Source organism: Paenibacillus faecis, assembly GCF_008084145.1.
Taxonomy (GTDB): Bacteria; Bacillota; Bacilli; order Paenibacillales; family Paenibacillaceae; genus Fontibacillus; species Fontibacillus faecis.
In genome coordinates this window covers 138667-157179 of record NZ_VSDO01000006.1, presented here as the reverse complement: position 1 = coordinate 157179, position 18513 = coordinate 138667, and the positions used below count along the sequence as shown (strand labels likewise).

The following is an 18513-nucleotide window of genomic DNA, read 5'->3' as shown; positions in this document are numbered from 1 at the left end:
ATAGAAAGTCGCTAATTTAGCGACTTTTTTGTTAGTGGCTTTAGCCAGTTGAGTACGCGAAGCGTGCGAAACAAAAAACCACCCGCTATGCGGGTGGAGGGATCTAGGGTTTGACCAACAAGACCATTCCCATAAAATTGAGATGTTCAGGCTCAATAATGAAAGGAATGGTCTTAGATGGCAAACAAGAGCTATAGTCTAGCCCACACGAAATGGATGTGCAAATACCACATCGTGTTCACCCCGAAGTATAGACGGAAAGAGATCTATAATCAAGTGAGGAAAGACTTAATCGAAATATTCAAGCGGTTATGTAAATACAAGGGAGTGGAGATCATAGAGGTCACATGATGCCAGATCATGTACACATGTTAGTGGCGATACCTCCAAAAATCTCTGTATCATCGTTTATGGGATATCTAAAGGGAAAGAGTTCGCTAATGATATTTGAGAAGCATGCCAGCTTGAAGTATAAGTATGGAAATCGGAAATTTTGGGCGGAGGGGTACTACGTCAGCACTGTGGGCTTAAATGAGGCCACCGTCGCTAAATATATACGTGAGCAGGAAGCACATGACCAAGCAATTGATAAACTGAGCGTAAAAGAGTATGAAGATCCATTCAGCAGAAACAGTAGCAAAAAGAAGTAAACCAGTTTAACTGGTAAGTGAAAGTGACAAAAACACTGAGCCTGAACAATTTTATTGTCAGGCTAGCGTCTTTAGGCGCAGTTTGGCAACAGGGGGTTATACCCCAAGAGCAAACCACCCGTTGGACGGGTGGTTATGATTACGGCTTTAGCCAGTTGAGTGCGTGAAACGCGCGAAACAAAAAACCGCGTGGAGGGATCTAGGGTTTGACCAACAAGACCATTCCCATAAAATTGAGATGTTCAGGCTCAATAATGAAAGGAATGGTCAAGATTTGTTTCATGGCAAATTATCTATTACATATGTACAAAATACGAGTTTTGTGAACATGTATATGATTCGCTTTGGGTCGGCTGCTCGATGTGCTGATGCCGGCGCGATCTATGATCGTGCATCAGCACATCGAGCCGTTCATTGATCTCAACGTACGTGGTACAAAACCTCTGGAAACGGGCAGCGACATTCGCATCTCGCCTAAAGGAATCCCAGTCTGCCCCGCAGGTTTGGAGATAAAACGCAACGGCTACGGCGCGTCGCAGAAGCGTTTCAAATGGCTCTGTCCGATGATGACGACGAGTACCGAGTGCTCTTGTAATACGCCTTGCTCCCCAGCAAAAGCCTTTATCTTACTCCGCTCCCGCCTTCAACGCTTCGCTCATCGGGATACGGGCTACTTTTTTTCTGCACATCCGCTTTGCAAACTCAAACGTAATCATTACAATAACAAAACCGAGCACCATATAGAAGAAATTAAGTTTGACCGGCATTACGAGCTGCAATGACTCTGTGAGCGATTGATAAAGCGCGCCTATGCTTCCCAGCAAAGCGGGAATACCGAGCAGAAAGCCTGCCGCAACAATGAATGTATTGCTGCCCAATATCAATGTATTGATTTCTTTCTTTTTGTATCCGAACACCTTCATTAGCGATATGCTGGCCCGGCTTTCGTCAACCATCATACCGGTTACAATATAGATGATAATCAGACCGACGATAAATGCAGCAAAGATTAAGCCGTAAATCATTGGCGCCATCTGATTGATCAAGCTGCCGAAGCCTGCAATTATGGCATCGATGGATTTGGTATTCTGGAGCTCGCCCTGAGAAAAGTTCATCGGCATGTCGCTCCAAATACCGATGTAAGCATCCACAGGCAAGCCAAATTCTTTATTAAATCGGTCGAGCGGCATAAACAAAAATTCGCCGGCGTACGTATCCGCCACTTTTTCAATGATAAACGTATGCTCCTTCCCGTTCTCCACATCGAACACGGTCACGCTGTCGCCTGTACTCACACTAAGCTTTTTCGCCAGCGGCGCCGTGATAATGTTGGAATCCGGTTTAAGTACTTGCCCGGAGCCATCTTTCAGAATGATCTTCCCGGTGTCTGGCAGAACGCCGGTCATATAAAAGCTGATTTCATCATTATTTATAAGGCTCACATACGCCGCGCCGAACGGTTCGCCTCCTGCGGGCGCAGCTCCGGTTTTCTCCGATTTGAAAACATACTCATATTTCAGGTTGTACATCTCCTTCACGCCTTTATTGAGCATATAGTCAACCGAGCTTTTCATCGCAAAACCGTATAATATAAGCATTGTGGCGACAACGACCCCAAACAACAGCAATAAGCTTCTCGATAAGCTGCGAACCTGCTCCCTGATCTGGAACTTTGTATTGAATTTCACACGGTCAAGCCGCAGGTTCCGTTCTATGAAATTCGTTTTTCTTTTGGTTTCTCCGCCTTTCATAAGGATGGCCGGAGGCGTTTTTAAAACTTTGCCGATAACGCCCCATGTGACGCTGCAAAGAATGATAACCGGAAGCAGTATGGCGACAATCATCAGCCAAGGATTGAATATCGTTTCATAAACCGGCATAGGGAAGGCCGTCAGCATAAAGTTGAATACGGGGGCCACCAACAATAACCCCAATATGGAGCCGACCACTGAGCCGATAACCGACACCATTAGCGGGAACATCAAATAATGGCGGCGTAATTCCCGTTTTCTATAGCCTTGCGCGTACAATGTCCCAATAATGACGGATTCGCTCCTGATCATCCGCCACATCAGCATTCCGAGCAAAACACAGGTGAGCGCAAGCATGGCAAGCGGCACAACTGCACTCATCGTGGATTGTATGCTTGCCTTCATAGGAACGTAGGATACATTGACTTTCTTTTCTGTGCTTTGCCAGTTCGTTATGCGGATACCCTGCGAACGCAGCGCGTTTTTTAGTGCCGCTTCCTGGGATTTAATATTTCCCCTCTCGTCGAAACGGATGGCGTAAACCTTATTCCGATCCTGCATGGAATCAAAATCCGCTTTGCCGACAACACCGACGCCGAAGGTTTTAGGGTCGTTCATCATCGTATCTTTCGATGGGATAACATAAATAAAATGAGGCAGCAGCGTATAGCCCGAAACGGTATAATTTTTGTTTGCGACATGGATGGTGTCGCCGATTTGGTAACCGTTTGTTTCGGCAAACAGACGGTCGAGCATGATTTCCGAACGGCCCGGTACGCTCCCCTCTTGGACGGCGGGAATATTGACGGTGTTCATCATCGGAAACACCCGCAGCGTTTGACCGGGCTTCACTTCGCTGTCCACCGTGCCGCCAATTTCAAGCTTCGCGGCAAATTGCCGGCTGAGAGCGGCCGCGTCAATGGCGGTATCGGTGGAAAACTCCGCGTCGGACAAAACGTTCCGTTCGGAAAACGTCTTGAACGTATAAATCAAATTGGCTGATGTCATATTTAACATGACAAACATCATACTGCTGATCATCAGTAAAAGCATAGACCCGATATACCTGGATTTATGTTCCAGCATGGTCCTTGTTACTTTTTTTAGCAGTGTCATCACCACTCAATCCTTTCTGCTGCTGTTGTTTCTTCATGCCGGATCGTTTCCACAATCTCTCCGCTGCGCACCTTGTAGACCACATTCGCCATATCGCCGATAGCTGTGTTGTGGGTAATCATCAGGATGGTCGTTCCCAAATCGCGGTTTATTCTCTGCAAAAGAGAAAGCACACTGCGGGACGTCTCATAATCCAGCGCACCGGTCGGTTCGTCGCACAAAAGCAGCTTCGGGTTCTTGACAATGGCGCGGGCTATCGCGACACGCTGCTGCTCGCCTCCGGATAGCTCCCTTGGGAAATTCCTTTTTTTCGTTTCCAGGCCAACCGCTTTCAGCACCGTATCCATATCCAGCGGAGCTTTTGAAATATTGGCTACCACTTCGATATTTTCCATGACGGTAAGATTCGGTACGAGATTGTAAAACTGAAATATAAAGCCGACCGAATCCCTGCGGTAATCCGTCAGCTGATCGTCGTTAAGCGCAGCAAGCTCCAAGCCGTCGACACGGATACTGCCGCTGTCCGCAAGGTCCACGCCGCCAATAATGTTCATCAGCGTTGATTTTCCCGAGCCGGACGGGCCGAGTATGACGCCTGTCTGCCCTTTTTCAAGCCCAAGACTTACCCCTTTCAATATCTCGGTTTTGCTTTTGCCCGTAGTGTAGCTCTTTTTCAAATTCTTTACCGCAATAAACATAGTTATCTCTCCATTCCTTGTTTTAATAAGGCGACCATGCTTTTCAAAAGGCTCTCCATCTCGTTAAATTGTTCTTCCGTAAGCTCGCCCTCAAACTCCTTGGCCTTTGCTATAATGGTAGCAGTAAATTTTTCCGTTACCCCCTGAAAAAACAGCAATAGAATGCTGTCGTCCAGGTCGTTGCGGATCGTTCCTCTTTTTTTGCCGTTGGCAATCAGCTTTAGCTCATATTCCTCACCGACCCTGTTTAATTCGCTATTGGCTTCCTTCGTCAGGCTGCCGTATTTGCCCGAGACGATATCCATGGAAAACGCAACAAGCAGAGGCTCTTTCTTCAACAGCTCAAACCGTTCACGGTTTCCAGATAGAAAGTAATCATAAACATCCATATCCTTCAATGGGGTTTGTCTGTCGATCGCCTTCATAAAATAATTCAGCCCCCATGTGACAGAATATAAAAACAAATCCTTTTTATCGTCAAAGTATTGATAGATGCTGCCCTTGGCTACTCCCGCATTTTGGGCGATCACTTCTATTTTTGCCTGTTCGAAGCCATGGGCCTGAAATTCTTCAATGGCCGCTCGCATGACTCTTTCTTTTTTGTCGTCGTCCAGTCGGTTAAAGGTTCTTTTAGGCAATGTAATTCCTCCGCATTCATTATGACTTAATAGTCATATAATATGACCGAAAAGTCATGATGTCAATGGACTTCGTTACAAGTGATATTTCTATTACCGGCCATGTTTCAGCAGAATACAAAAAAGGCTGCCGATTGGGCAGCCTGCCTAGAGGACGAACGCTAACGTTCTCCACTTCAAATTATCCGGTTGCATTCGAAACCAGGTTTCTATTGTTTGGTTTAATTGCATCCGCACCCAAAAAACTCCATGATCCAGTTAAGGACAGGAGTTTTTTTGTTTTACCCATATACGCTTACCGCTACTTTTGTTTCTTCATCCCCAAACGATAGTATCTAATTACCTTACGATACATCTTCTTATCCGGTAATTGATTAAAAATATACGGGTCAGGTTTGACGTTCACTTCGATAATCCAGGGGGTTAGACTCCGATCGAGGCCGATATCAACGCCGATCTGCCTCAAATACGGGTAGGATTTCTTCATGTGCCGGGCAATTCGCAGACCCAACCCCTTCATTTCCTGGATTAACGCCTCGCGCCGTGAGGCGGAAACATGAGATTTCAGCAGTGTATGGACGTCCATCGGTTTCCCGCCGCTGTGATAATTGGTTACGATTTTCTTCGGGTGACCGAGCCGGCCGATGACTCCGGTAGCTTCCCATTGATTGTCCGGACTTAATTGGACCATCACCCGAATATCGAATCGGCGGTTATTGTGCTTCAACAGATGGATGCCTTTTTGGATCAGGTAGCTTCGTTTTTGAATCAACCGGGCAAGACTCGTATAGAACGCGTCAAAATGGTTGAATGTCAGGCGCTTTTGATTGATTTGATAGGCAAAATAACGGGAATTCTCCATTTCGGCTTTTATTACGCCCTTACCGTAAGTGCCGCGGTCCGGTTTAACGTAAACCATTTCGTACCGGTTGATCATACTCCGTAAATTCTCTTTGGTGAATTTCTGCGTATCGGGGACAAAACGCCGAATGGATTCGTTTTTGAGCAGCACTTTCGTCTTTAACCCTTTGCTTCTTAAAGGTTGAAGCTTATCATGCCCCACGCCACACCTCTCCCGTCTTTTAAATTAGTCATTCATCCTCGTCGTTCTCCCAAGGTCATTCCATCTTATGCGGATCCGCCGAACAAGTCATGATTCAAGGGCCTTTTTTCCAATAAAATAAGATTCATACCTATGCCCTGACCAATTTTTTCAATTTCACATACCATGAACTCGATAGGATATTTGACGCAAGGAGTTGAGGAAATGCCGGAGCGCACCGGAATGCGGATGAAGCACGGGCCCGTCATCGATATTCTGATACCTGCCATTGAAAAAGATTTGGGGACCCTCCCTTATGCCATTGATCATCTACGCCGTTACGTACAGCACCCCATCGGGCAAATTTATATCGTTTCCCCCGCCAGCCAGAGGATCAGAAACCTCTGTGCCAATAAGAAGTGCGTGTTTGTGAATGAAAGATCCGTACTTCCCATCACCAAACAAGACATCCATTATCAGTCATCCCGCTGGAATCGGTCAGGTTGGTTATATCAACAACTGCTCAAAATGAACGGAGATCGAATTGTTAAAGCCAATCACTTTTTAGTCATAGATGCGGACACTGTATTGATCACGCCCCATTCTTTCTTGGCCGGCGGTAAAACGGTTTTTTACTGCCGGGATTGGAGCCAGCCGGAGTACTTCAATACCTACCGAAAACTGCTCGGGGTGAAAGCGCTCAGACCCCGATCTTTTGTCACCCATTATATGCTGTTCGAAAAAACGAAGCTCGCTTCGCTGAAGAAGAAAATCGAAGCCAAGCATCGGATGCCGTGGTATCGGGCGATTATCCACTGTATCAACAAGAAGAAGCAGTTCGGTTTCTCCGAGTACGAAACTTACGCCAACTATCTGTATGCGCTGGCTCCGGGCAGTGTGCTGCTTAAAAGCGCCAGGAACAAAAGCCTGAGTTCGAACGCTTCTTCTTTAAACGAAAAACAAATCCGCAGGCAGGCCCTCAAATACCGCTCCCTCTCTTTTCATAAACGAAAAATATACAGCAAGGTCTCCCGGGCTTAAGGAGGAAGCGCATCATGCATCTAATACTGCTGTGCGGCGGTGCCGGCAAAAGGCTCTGGCCTCTCTCCAATGAGCAGCGGTCCAAATTGTTTGTGGAACTGCTTCCTTCCCCCGAAGGAGGCAGAGAATCCATGCTTGGCAGGGTGTGCCGTCAATTGGATCAAACCGACTTGCTGCGTTCCACGCTTCTAGTTTCCCAGCAAAATCAGGCCGGCCTGGCGTCCCGGCATACCAAAGGTTTGATTCCGATCATAGGCGAACCTTTCAAGCGAGGGACTTTTACGGCCGCCGCATTGGCCACAGTATACCTGCAATCCCGTCTGAAGGTCCGGGCGGACGATATTATCTGTATTGCGCCGGCGGACGTCTTCGCCGGAGACGATTTTTTCGCAACTTTTAAGCTGCTTCCGGATCTCCTGAAGGCCGCAAAATCCGATATTGCCTTAATCGGAACCACGCCTACGCATGCTTCGGATCAGTACGGATACATCTTGCCGGGAAATCGTGACCGTAGCGGGTTTATTCCCGTGGCTGAATTTTTGGAGAAGCCGGATTCCGGCTTAGCCGAAACCCTTTTGGGGCGGAAAGCGTTGTGGAACTGCGGGGTATATGCTTTTAAAACGTCTTTTATGCTGGCCAGCATGGAGAACGCCGGGATGCCGGCCCATTTTGACGATTTGCTTCGTATTTACGAACAGCTGCCGGAGAGGAGCTTCGACAAACAAGTCGCGGAGCAAACGAAAAATGCCGTTGTCTTGCCTTACACGGGAGTGTGGCGAGATATCGGAAGCTGGGAGGCTTTATCCCAACTGCTGGATGCCAACGTATGCGGCAATGGAAGCATCTCTGGCCATTCCCCGGGCTCCCATATCGTCAACGAACTCCCCTATCCGATTCATGTACTCGGAGTTCCCGGGATCATCGCAGCCGCAAGTCCGGATGGCATTTTGATCGCCGACAAAACATCCTCCAATGAAATTAAGGCTCAATTGGGTGATGCTCCAATGGAGCCGATGTATGAGGAAACAAAGTGGGGCAACTACCGGGTGATCGACAGGTTTCCCGGCGGAGGAAGCACTGACGTTCTTACCGTGAAGCTGACGCTTTTCCCCGGCAATCATATCGGTTTGCGCTGTCATCGGACAGGATTTAAGGCCTGGACTGTACTTTCCGGAAGCGGCCAAGTGATTCTTGACGGCCAGGCATTTGAGGTAAAGGCGGGCGACCAATTCTCCATCACTTCCCAAGGAAGTTATGCCATAGGGACCGAAACGGGTATGGAGATTTTGGAAGTGCGTTGCGGGGAAACGTTGAATGTAGACGATATGCCATTGGAAGGATACGACTGGAAGGATATTGTTGAACGGGCACAAAAACCGGATTAGATCGGACGAAAAGTGATCCTGCCCCGATTTCTCTTATAAGACCGGAGCAGGATTTTTCTTCAATCACTTATCCTCCACCAAGCTCGCCCAACTGCTGTTTAATATTATTAATATTTTCAATGAGGCTGGGGATCCCGGTTTGTTCCCAGTTCTCAAGAGTAAAGCCTTGCGCAGCCAACGTTTCTTTAAATTGAGTGACCGAAGTAATCAACTGCTCGTTATAGGAAAGTAACTTCTCATGAACGGCCTCGCCAATAGCCGGCGGATCCAGTTGTTTGAATTCGTTGGCCTTCGTTTGAAGCTGATCCAATTTGTCCTGAAATTGGGCCGTGATATCGGGGTTGTTGACCGCATTCCTGGCCATCTGCTGAAGTTCCGTCCCCGCCGTGGAGACCTGCTCAATATATCCCGTAGCGTCATTCACATAATTTAATGACTGGTTCACGCTCTCAATGGCCGCACACGCCGATAAGAAGAATACGGATAAAAGAAGTGTGGGCAACCTGGTCAAGAGCGGCCTTCGGTTCCATAGTCTTTTCAATCAGTAAGTCCCCCTTCTATAGGCAGTCTTTTAATGCTTTTACCCCGATTCTGAACCTGTAAAACTAGCGTTACTATAGCTTTTTTTCTACCCTATTATATTCGAATTTGCAGACGTATACCACGAGTAGGCGATTAAGGAATTAATCGCCCGTAGAATAGTTTACATAATTTTATTTATGTTATATTTTCTTCACTGGGTTACCACTTGGAGCAGAAAATCTTTGAGATCGACGATCCGTAAATGCTGCGGCCGTTTTTCCGTACCGCTTATGATCAGGGGAACCAGCGACTCTTCCTTACCGAAAGATCCGTGCCCTCCCCCTCCCGGATGTGTCGGCGAACTGGTGTCCGCCAGTTCGTAACCGGGTTTGGCGGTGACAACCAGGAAATTTCCGGGGTGGGAATGTAAGGCCCCGTATAGCCTACGCAGTACATCCGGATAACGGCCGTAGTCTAATTTGCGTTGGGCGGTGTCTATGGTTAAGTCCAGGATGGAAGTATCTTGATCAACGGACCAGTTTTGCCGATAAAGGTCGGTCAGAGGGCCATCTTTTTTAAATCGAAGCATGGTTGTCCCACCGCCCTGAACGACATGGATCCAGTCTCCTTCCTTCCACGAAACGAAGTCGATCCGTGGATCCGCATGTAGGATGCCGGCAAATGTGTCAAGCTTATCCGATTTAAGATCATACACATAAGCCATCGTTTCATTGACCGCGAGAACCGCCTCCGTCTTTTCCGAAACCTGATCCCCCGGCTGCAGCACATTATACCCTTTAAAAAGAGAACGTAAATCAATGACGGATTGATCTTGTTTTGGCAGGATCGGCGTCATTCCGCTGTCGCCAATCACAATGAACACGGCCTGTTGCAGGGCTTCCTTCGGCGAACCGAAGCTGTCCAACAGAGATTGAAGCTGTCGATCCAACTCCTGGACGCCTTTTACCTCCGGGGAAGGGCCTTGCTTATGTATTTGCTTATCCAGGTCGGGCAAATACACATACAGAAAATCAGGCAGCTTGCGGTTCCTGATCAAATAATTGGCCGTTGCCACAGAAAAATCATTATTCAGCCCCATACGCCGGGTTAAACCGTCCGGCAATTTAGCAATCCCTTTAAGCGGATCGGCCAAGCTCCCTAAAGCTAGAAAGTCCGGTCCCTTAACTTTAATGGACTTGGGCAGTGAGGTAGGGGCATGCATCCAGGCGGGCGGAGATAATGTATGACTCTCGGTTCCCCGGTAAATCAGCCCGTTTATACTGCCGGTTCTCCTTCCTAGACGGGCCAATTCCTCATATATCGTAGGCAACTGGGGATTTAAATGGCTTCCGTTCAAGTGGATGACGGCATTCGTCAAAACCGGATCTATCCCTAGCCTGACGACTTCCAACGGGCCCGTTCCATAATTGATCAACTCCTGATCTTCGGTGGAATACCAGGTTAATCCGGGAATCCGGTGGCCATCCGGATAAGCCCCGGTAAGCAGTGAGCTGTCGATCGTTACGGACATGGTGGGAAAAGAACTGACCATATTGTTATAGTACTGGCCATGCTGAATCAGGTACTGAAACGCCGGAAGCTTTTGGTTTGCCACCCCGTTCTCGATGGCTTGAGGCATCAGAGAATCGGCGACAATGAGTATGACCTTTTTCGACTCGCGCCCTTTCAGCGATTTAACTCGGATCAAATCCGGTTCCCTGGTTGTCTGACCTTGCTTAAGACACCCGCTGGCAACCAGACAAAGCAAGATCATCGTCAGTATTAACCCTATTTTGTTTAGCATTGACATGAGGATCACCCGCTTTCGTAACATCTTCCAAACGAATAAGGTTATTCCCTAACCTCCCCGCCTTCCCGGTGATTTATCCCCTCACCTGGCTGGATTTTTTGTCGGAAAATCAGTATGATAGATCAAGGTTTGCAAAAGGAGTGATGAAGCAAAGATGAGAAAAAAGTTTGTAGTGATGCCCGTCTTTATACTGCTATTTGCTGCAATCCTATTTAGCGGCTGCAGTAAATACAGTGAGAAAACGGGTGAATCGGCGGAGCAATCGCAAGGAACAACAGAGCCAGCGTCACCGGCTGCTGAGCCGCAGGAACCGGAAAAGAAATTAAGCTGGGATACCCCGCCAGCGATGGAAATCGACACCGGCAAATCCTACGAGGCTGAATTTACGACATCAAAGGGTAACTTCAAAATTGAACTTTTTGCCAAGGACGCCCCGAAAACCGTGAACAATTTCGTCTTTCTGGCCCGGCAAGGTTTTTACAACGACGTAGTCTTCCACCGAATCATTCAGACGTTTATGATCCAGACCGGAGACCCGGAAGGAACCGGAGCGGGCGGTCCCGGCTACCAATTTGAAGATGAAAAAACAAACTTTACGTACGAGCCCGGGATTGTCGCCATGGCCAACGCCGGACCCGATACGAACGGAAGTCAGTTTTTTATCTGTACCGGTGACGATAGCCGCAATTTAAACCAGACGCCGAATTACACGATCTTCGGCAAGGTGACGGAAGGTATGGATGTGGTCGACGCGATTGCCGCCACCCCTGTCGAAGCGAATCCCTATTCCGGGGAACCAAGCTCTCCGACAGAAAAAGTGCAAATCAAAGAAATTAAAATTACCGAAAAGTAAGTCGTTAATGGACGAAAAACAGGCCTCGCATTCCGAAAGGAATGGCGTGGCCTGTTGCATTACCATGTCTCCCAATGAGCCGAATAAGCAAATCGGTTGCTGGGTTAGTTAATATGATGAATTACTAAGCAAGATAGGGAGTTATGTTGGTTATTTAATATCATTAATAATACAAAATACGCTCTCCACTAAATATCAGAAATCAGCCCCCTTCGACAAAACCCGACATTAATTCATCTCATTAATTCACCGGATTAATTGTTCGAATTATTCATGATTTTGCAGAAGAAGCGGCTGCTACCGTTATGTCTCCTCCATCATGCTCATTAAGGCCCCCATTGGGTCGGAGAGCCAAACAAGCAATCTGGCGCATGTGACGAGATCGAAAGCTTCCTTGTAATCAAGGTGATAAATATCGCCTACTTGGAAAGTCAAGTTTGGAACGGAGCCATGCATTTGACGGGCTTGTTCGATCAACTGCGGATTGGCATCCATGCCGACAACATGGCCTGAGGGCCCTACAGCTTCGGCAATGCCTCGGGTGATCGCACCGGTGCCGCAGCCAACGTCCAAAACGGAGAGTCCAGGCAATAGCATCCCTGCCAATCTCGGATGTGTGCGTTCCAAAGAACGCGAATTTAAGACACTTATTAATTTCCCCGATAACGCTGTGCGATCCTGGACATGATTAGCTTTCATAGAATTCAACCTCCATCCGCTATTCCCTTGGTGACACAAGCTTACTAGGGTAGGGAAAAATCATCCAATCCTTATTTCCTATAAATTTATAGGCTGCACGTTTACATACATACTGATTGTATGCTGAATTGAAGCTATCAAACTTAAATGGTCTTATACTTAACTTTGAAGGGGAGGAAGTATCGGACGGTTTGAAAGCGTAGGCTAACTCCGGAGCTATAAACGAAGCACTTCGAAAAAAGGAGCAGATGCGGACCATCGTCCTCTGCTCCTTTTCCTATCCGGCTAGCTAAAACATAAGATACCAGTAAAGCGCAATTTCATCTTTGGAAGATTCGAAGGTTTTGTAGACATACCGGTCAAATCCGCCGATCTTGAAGCCATATCGTTCATAGAACTTGCAGGCTTGCACATTGTTATGCTGCGTCTCCAGCGTTATCCCGGCCAATCCCCGGGCTTTCGCCCATTCCTTGACCCGATCTAATAAGCTTCTGCCCAGGCCGTGCCGCCGATAGTCGGTATCCACACTCAGCTCCTCCAACAACGCAAGCCGGTTCCAATTCGTGCTCGCTGCCGCCAGGCCGATGATCGCTTGCTCGGTACGGGCAATAACCAGCAATTTATCGGGATCGTTCATATAATCCGCCATGTGAAGACGGTCTTCCGGCTCTTCCGGGTAACGCTTCGTATAGGCAGGTACGGGGATAATTTCATATCGGATCAAATTGTCTTGTATGGTCAATTGAAAGACGGAGTCCACGATAAATTCATTGCGAATATGAACGTGAAGCCCGAGGTCGGATTCGCTCAGTTGCTTGATGATGATCGCCATTTTAAAAGGGGATTCGCCGCGGCTCGGTCATCGTATACCCGTTCCGTGCGGCCCACCCGTTCACCCCTTCCCAAAAAACCTCCAACGCCTCCAGGACGCTCTCGGATTCGGATAATTGACCGGTCATCACAAGTTGACATAGACGATCAAATCCTTCCGGACGATTCGGCAATTCCAGCGCTTCGGACAGAACCCGCGCTCCGGTCGAATAACAAGTCCGGTGATGCAGACCTATCAGCATGGCTCCCGCCTCCGCCGTTTTCACAGCCAGGGCAGGAAGAAAAGATTCCGTCCCCCGGGCACCGGCATTTCGCCACTTCCCGGCGTATTCGAACATCTCCTCAACCATAAGCGCCTGAAGGGCATGGCGAAATTTGGCCTCATCCTGAGAGATGGCGGTTTGCTTCAAATTCGCAAAGAAACCGTCCGGATCGTAAAGCGGCAATACGGATAAAAACTGCCCATGCGTAAGCGGCCAATCCCCTTCGATCGTACAGACATCCTCGAGGAGGATATCCTCACTGACGAAATTGACTTCCGCTTTCCACGCTCCGGCCGACCATTCATGGTTGTATTCCTCTCCAGCGCTATTCAGCACGCAGCGGACCTCCAAATCGGAGTATGGTCCGTCGCTTCCCCGTCCCATGGAACCATATATCCCGATCGCTTTAACGCGTTCCCCGTGTGTCTCCAAAACCCGCTCCTTAATCTCCTCCGCGATTTCCAACCGGGATTCACGGCTCATCGGGAACGGCCCATTCTCCGTCCGTAAGCCCTCTTCCTCCAAACGGGAGGGTTGAAAAACCGTGGCATTCGGGGCAAGCCGGTGAACGTCACTCAAGTAGTTTTTTACTTTCCTGTACTCTTCCAGGGGATATACCGCTTCAAGGGCTGCCGCTACCTGTTGTGCCGTCTGTTCAAACAGTTCTGTCATCGCGTCAAGCGCCCGCCAGATCTGCTCGACGGATCCTCCCGGGAAAGTGAGAAGAAGCTGCCTCCACGTGTCTTGATCCACATACCGTGACAGGAATTTCGCGTTTTTTCCCACGCTGCAAGAGAACCCGGTCTCAAACCCTACTTTCCATATCAACATTTGCAGAAGCATGTTCCGGACGATGTTCATATGGTCATAGGCGTATAAAACCTCCTTGCGCCATAACCCTTTAGCCACGTAGGTCGATACCCACCAAAATTCGTTGCAGCAGTCGCCAAACAAAGCGGCCGTGGGCTTTTTAATAAGGTAGTCTTCATCCGTAGGCGGAGGAAGATCGGGGAGTATACCTTCTTTGTCCAGGAGAATCCGCGTCAACTTATCTTCCTGGAGAAAAAGCTCCTTCTCTTCCATAGGAACGAGGGTCAGATCGATCCGGTTGCCATCGGCGAACAGCATAAGATAGGCGAACCGCCCCCCGCCCTGAGGCGGTACCAACGTCATCGTTTCCGGAGTTTGGAGAATCAGCCGCTCTCCAAAAACATCGATCCATTCGGGATCGTCAATAAAAGAAGTTACGTTATCCACCAAATATACAATGTCATAGTCTTGAAAAAGATCGCGCGTTACGTGCGAGTTCGTGCGTGAACCGTTCATGACAACGGCTTTAATACGTTCGTCACTCTTGGCTACATCTAAGATTAAGTCAAACATTTCCCGTTCGGAGCGCATCCGAATCCCTCCTTTGGTTTATACCCTTTCTTTCTTGTAAGTTCCCATCTACCAAAATAGGAGGTCCGCGGATAACCGAAAGACGGAGTTAATAAAAAGGCTCCAATAAAATCATCATAATTCCTCCTCTTAAAGTATGTTAATACGAGTTTAAGGCAAGACCAAAGCTTCGGATTCCGCCCGGGCTCTAATTTCCGTAACCGTCTCCTCGGGGCTGAGGCGGGAAGTGTCCAGCCAGAGGCCGATTTGCGGAGTTTCCTTCCGTAAGACCGAGTTCAACGCCTCTACCGTCCAAGAACCATATCCCTTTTTCGAGCGTTGCTCCTCTCTTCTGGCGACAACCTCTGGATCGGGGCAAAGGACAATGACGTAAAGCGGCCGGCTGCGGACGTAAGCCACAAATTCGCTCAGCATGGGGCCGATGACAACATCCTGTACGACCACTGTAAATCCGGCTTGAACATAGGTATCGGCGGCTTGCGCGGCCAATCGGTATCTCAACCGAAGCTGATTTTCCGCCTCCGTTCCTTCCGCTTCAGGAGTCATTTCGGCCCGATGATTAACGATCATCTTACGAAAAATATCGCCCCGAAGATGAACCGAGTGCTCCCATTGTTCGGCCAGGAGTTGGGCGACCGTCGATTTTCCGCTGGCCATGATGCCCGTAATCAGGTAGATCGCAGGTGTGGACAAGGTTCTCCTCCCTCCTTTTCCCTTTTATTGTTTTGCAAGTGTAGTTTAAATTTGACATAATTCTGAATAAACCCTTAATGAGAAAGGAAGATGGCATGGTTATCTTCATCGGGGTCCTGGTCCTAGCTGTCGTCGTTGTGATTATCTTATTATCCCAATCCAGGAAAAAAAGTTCAACTCGCTCTTCTGAAGAAAGTTTGCGCAAAGCCCCTCCGCCTCCACCGGTCGCAGAATCGAACAGTGAAGTGTGGCCGCTCGTGAGCTGCTTGGAGAAGTCGATTCCTCCTTCTTACAAAGCGTCCGTAAAGCAGCGTGTTCTAAACGAACACCCCGGAATGACCGAACGTGAATATGAATGGCGATGGCTTGAACTGCAGCGCTTTTACGTGATGTGCGCGGTTTTGGATCGCGTACCGATGTTCAGTAAAGCGGTGGATGAAGTTTGGCATGAAATGCTTATGTATACGAGAGACTATCAGGCTTTCTCCGACAAATATCTCGGCCGCATGCTGCACCATACCCCTAATCCGGCAGCTTCCGTTCCGATTCCCGGAGAGCGGGCATGGTTCGATTTCGTCTATGTGGAGCTTTTCGGCTGGAGCCCTTACAGTGAACGGTTTTGGGGGCGCTTCTTCCGCCACCCGCTTCCGCGCGAAGAGCTAGAGGCATACCGAAACGCTTCCGACCCGCCCGCTCAAGGCGGCCGATTTAATGCATGGACTTACGACCGGTTGCCCGAAGCTCGTGAAGCGATTCAATCCGTAAAAGAGGCGCTCCAATATCGGATGGAAAGGGTCGACGAAGAACTGGCGGAAAATGTTCGCAAGCCCGTTAATTTTAAAAATTCGGAAGTATTGCTCACTTCCGTTGTCTTCTTCTCCATGACCGACCCGAATAATTTCTCGGATTATCTGGCCCAGGAAAAAGCAATCAAGAAGGATTCGTCCGGATCCAGTTGCAGCGGTTCGGGCTGCAGCTCGGGTAGCGATGACCTGCGAGACCACCACAGTGATTCCGGCCATGGAACGGACCATCATGCGGGCTCCTGCGGATCAGATGGTGGGGGATCCTCCGACAGCGGCGGATCTTCCTGCAGCAGCTGCGGCGGCGGGTGCAGCAGTTGAAGTTCCTTAAACGGTATTTTTTAAATAGATAAACTTTTTATCAGAAAAATATTTAAAATTATTCTTATTTCGACAAGATGGGTATAATGTTAAAGAATCCGGGTAAAGGAGGCTTACTATTGAACGCACAATTGGAGTATATAACAGCACGAAACAACGTCAACATTGCAGGCAGCGGCTCACAGCCGCTTATTTTTGCCCACGGATTCGGCTGCGACCAGCACATGTGGCGGTTTGTCGCACCAACGTTTGAAAAGGATTATCGGGTCGTGTTATTCGACTTTGTCGGATCCGGCAAGTCGGACAAGACCGCGTATGATCCTGAACGATACGCCGATTTGTACGGGTACGCCCAGGATGTGCTTGAGATATGCGAAGCCCATGAATGGAGCAACGCCATTTTGGTCGGGCACTCGGTGGGTGCCATGATCGGCTTGTTGGCGGCGATCCGCAAACCGGAATATTTTGACCGCCTCATCTTGGTGGGTCCCTCCCCCTGCTACATAAACGACCTCCCCGATTACATCGGAGGGTTTGAACTGGAGGAACTTCATCAATTGTTCGAAATCATGGACCAAAATTTTATGGGCTGGGCCAATTACCTCGCTCCTATCATCATGGGGAATGCGGAACGTCCGGAACTTTCCCGGGAGTTGGAGGAGAGCTTTTGTTCCACGGATCCTGACATCGCCCGCCGGTTTGCCAAAGCTACCTTCCTTTCGGATTATCGGGCCGAGCTCTCCCAAGTCAGAGTCCCCGCCCTTATTCTTCAATCCGACGAGGATGTCATAGCGCCGCTCGAAGTCGGAGCCTTCGTTCACCGTCAAATTCCCGGGAGCGAATTGCAACTTATGGACGCACGCGGCCATTGCCCGCATGTCAGTCATCCGGAAGAAACGATACGTCTGATCTCATCTTATTTATCTCATGTTTCTTCCGGTATGGAGCTTCCCCGTTAACATGGATGAACGGCTGGACTTGGCTCCTTGCGGCTATCTGGAACTGACGGAAGAACTCCTTGTTCTGGAAGCGAACACCACCTTTTGTCGGCTGCTTGACTTTAAAGTCAACGGGCTCCGCGGCACCCGATTCGATTTCCTGCTGACGCGATCGAGCCGGGTCTTTTTTCAAATTTATTTTATGCCGCTGATCCGTCTTAACGGTCTTGTCGAAGAAATGTACTTATCCTTGAAATCTAACCAAGGTGCAGATGTGCCCGTCCTGTTTAATGCAAGTAAAAGGGTTTCCGAGGGAAAGACTTATTACGATTGTGTCTTGATTCCTCTACGGCGGAGGATGGAGTATGAGCGGCATATTCAGACTGCCGAATCGGAGGCCCGGAAAGCAACGGACGAGCTTAACCGGTTGGAGCGATCCATTGCAGCGAAACGAAAAGAATTGGCGGATCTGGAGAAGATGGCGGACACTCGAAAAAAGCAGAGGGAATGACCCCTTTAGGGGATTCCTTCTGCTTTTATTCGTTATCGCTTGAATCATACAAATCCTTGATATACCAGGCATCGCAAGCAAAGTGTTCCGAGCCTGCCAGCGGGGTGTCCAAGGGTTCAAAACCGTGCTTCGTATAAAAACGATTAGCTGCTGTCATCGTCCGCAGCGTTTCCAGATAGCATTGAGAATAATGCAATTTAGCGAATTGCAGTGCCGTATCCAGTAGTAATCCCGCGATTCCGGTGCCGCGAAGCGGCTTGTCCAGATACATTTTCTGCAGTTCGCAGACCTCACGGGAACCGGCAAACGGAGCGATTCCGCAGCCCCCTGCCACCTGCCCGTCCTTCTCGATCACCCAATATGCCCTGCCTTCGGGCTTATAATATCGGTACAGATCACGCAAGCTCTCGTCTTCCCAAGCCAGTCCCGAGCGATTCCCGCCGAATTCGATCAGGCAGCTCCGTATAATCTTTTCGATAGCGGCATTATCTTGTTCCTCCAGCTCTCTGATCAACAATCTTAGCTCCCTCCACAAAAAAACCGCGAT

At 48.8% G+C, this 18513-nt stretch carries 17 protein-coding genes and 2 pseudogenes; 7 read left to right on the top strand and 12 right to left on the bottom strand.

Annotated features, from left to right (window positions below; all coding sequences use genetic code 11):
* Window positions 1-177 precede the first annotated feature (177 nt).
* A pseudogene (tnpA, locus tag FRY98_RS25900) lies at window positions 178-650 on the top strand (IS200/IS605 family transposase).
* 626 nt (window positions 651-1276) lie between these two features.
* Here the strand turns inward: tnpA and FRY98_RS25895 are convergent.
* From FRY98_RS25895 to FRY98_RS25880, 4 genes are all read right to left on the bottom strand, one after another.
* Complete coding sequence (locus tag FRY98_RS25895) at window positions 1277-3517, bottom strand: ABC transporter permease (RefSeq protein WP_148457609.1); 2241 nt, start codon at window positions 3515-3517, stop codon at window positions 1277-1279.
* Window positions 3517-4215 carry an ABC transporter ATP-binding protein gene (locus tag FRY98_RS25890; RefSeq protein WP_148457608.1) on the bottom strand — a complete coding sequence of 233 codons (699 nt, stop codon included), beginning with the start codon at window positions 4213-4215 and terminating at the stop codon, window positions 3517-3519. The genes FRY98_RS25895 and FRY98_RS25890 overlap by 1 nt, the downstream gene beginning before the upstream one ends.
* A 2-nt stretch (window positions 4216-4217) precedes the next feature.
* Entirely contained in the window at window positions 4218-4853 is a 636-nt protein-coding gene (locus FRY98_RS25885; RefSeq protein ID WP_148457607.1) for a TetR/AcrR family transcriptional regulator, read from the bottom strand.
* 301 nt (window positions 4854-5154) lie between these two features.
* Complete coding sequence (locus tag FRY98_RS25880) at window positions 5155-5916, bottom strand: YheC/YheD family protein (RefSeq protein ID WP_148457606.1); 762 nt, start codon at window positions 5914-5916, stop codon at window positions 5155-5157.
* Between the two features lie 204 nt (window positions 5917-6120).
* Between FRY98_RS25880 and FRY98_RS25875 the strand changes: the two genes are divergently transcribed.
* Both FRY98_RS25875 and FRY98_RS25870 read left to right on the top strand, forming a co-directional pair.
* A complete protein-coding gene (locus FRY98_RS25875; protein WP_148457605.1) occupies window positions 6121-6936 on the top strand; it encodes a DUF6492 family protein in 816 nt (271 codons plus the stop codon).
* 14 nt (window positions 6937-6950) lie between these two features.
* Window positions 6951-8321: a sugar phosphate nucleotidyltransferase gene (locus FRY98_RS25870; RefSeq protein ID WP_148457604.1), complete on the top strand. Its 1371-nt coding sequence runs from the start codon at window positions 6951-6953 to the stop codon at window positions 8319-8321.
* A 67-nt stretch (window positions 8322-8388) separates the two neighbouring features.
* Here FRY98_RS25870 and FRY98_RS25865 read toward each other — a convergent pair whose 3' ends face one another.
* Entirely contained in the window at window positions 8389-8862 is a 474-nt protein-coding gene (locus tag FRY98_RS25865; RefSeq protein WP_148457603.1) for a DUF6376 family protein, read from the bottom strand.
* 192 nt (window positions 8863-9054) lie between these two features.
* Entirely contained in the window at window positions 9055-10551 is a 1497-nt protein-coding gene (locus FRY98_RS25860) for an alkaline phosphatase family protein (protein ID WP_338114625.1), read from the bottom strand.
* A 256-nt stretch (window positions 10552-10807) separates the two neighbouring features.
* On the opposite strand from FRY98_RS25860, the gene FRY98_RS25855 reads away from it, so the two are divergent.
* Complete coding sequence (locus FRY98_RS25855) at window positions 10808-11506, top strand: peptidylprolyl isomerase (protein WP_148457601.1); 699 nt, start codon at window positions 10808-10810, stop codon at window positions 11504-11506.
* Window positions 11507-11809: 303 nt separating this feature from the next.
* Here the strand turns inward: FRY98_RS25855 and FRY98_RS25850 are convergent, their stop codons facing one another.
* From FRY98_RS25850 to FRY98_RS25830, 5 genes and pseudogenes are all read right to left on the bottom strand, one after another.
* Window positions 11810-12205 (bottom strand): class I SAM-dependent methyltransferase, encoded by a 396-nt coding sequence (locus FRY98_RS25850; RefSeq protein ID WP_148457600.1) that lies wholly within the window; start codon window positions 12203-12205, stop codon window positions 11810-11812.
* Between the two features lie 289 nt (window positions 12206-12494).
* On the bottom strand, window positions 12495-13037 hold the full coding sequence (locus FRY98_RS25845) for a GNAT family N-acetyltransferase (protein WP_148457599.1): 543 nt from the start codon (window positions 13035-13037) through the stop codon (window positions 12495-12497).
* Between the two features lies 1 nt (window position 13038).
* Complete coding sequence (locus FRY98_RS25840; RefSeq protein WP_276508734.1) at window positions 13039-13824, bottom strand: ANT(4')-I family aminoglycoside nucleotidyltransferase; 786 nt, start codon at window positions 13822-13824, stop codon at window positions 13039-13041.
* Window positions 13825-13845: 21 nt separating this feature from the next.
* Window positions 13846-14700: pseudogene (locus FRY98_RS25835) on the bottom strand (aminoglycoside 6-adenylyltransferase); the annotation flags it as partial.
* Between the two features lie 150 nt (window positions 14701-14850).
* The gene (locus FRY98_RS25830) at window positions 14851-15393 is read right to left on the bottom strand and encodes a P-loop nucleotide/nucleoside kinase family protein (RefSeq protein ID WP_276508731.1); all 543 of its coding nucleotides are present in this window, start codon (window positions 15391-15393) and stop codon (window positions 14851-14853) included.
* Between the two features lie 335 nt (window positions 15394-15728).
* On the opposite strand from FRY98_RS25830, the gene FRY98_RS25825 reads away from it, so the two are divergent.
* From FRY98_RS25825 to FRY98_RS25815, 3 genes are all read left to right on the top strand, one after another.
* On the top strand, window positions 15729-16517 hold the full coding sequence (locus FRY98_RS25825; protein ID WP_148457598.1) for a glycine-rich domain-containing protein: 789 nt from the start codon (window positions 15729-15731) through the stop codon (window positions 16515-16517).
* A 119-nt stretch (window positions 16518-16636) separates the two neighbouring features.
* Window positions 16637-17476, top strand: coding sequence for an alpha/beta fold hydrolase (locus FRY98_RS25820; RefSeq protein WP_249043537.1), 840 nt, complete (start codon window positions 16637-16639; stop codon window positions 17474-17476).
* Between the two features lies 1 nt (window position 17477).
* A complete protein-coding gene (locus FRY98_RS25815) occupies window positions 17478-17966 on the top strand; it encodes a serine/threonine protein phosphatase (RefSeq protein ID WP_148457596.1) in 489 nt (162 codons plus the stop codon).
* 25 nt (window positions 17967-17991) lie between these two features.
* Here the strand turns inward: FRY98_RS25815 and FRY98_RS25810 are convergent, their stop codons facing one another.
* Window positions 17992-18483 (bottom strand): GNAT family N-acetyltransferase, encoded by a 492-nt coding sequence (locus tag FRY98_RS25810; protein WP_148457595.1) that lies wholly within the window; start codon window positions 18481-18483, stop codon window positions 17992-17994.
* Window positions 18484-18513 lie beyond the last annotated feature (30 nt).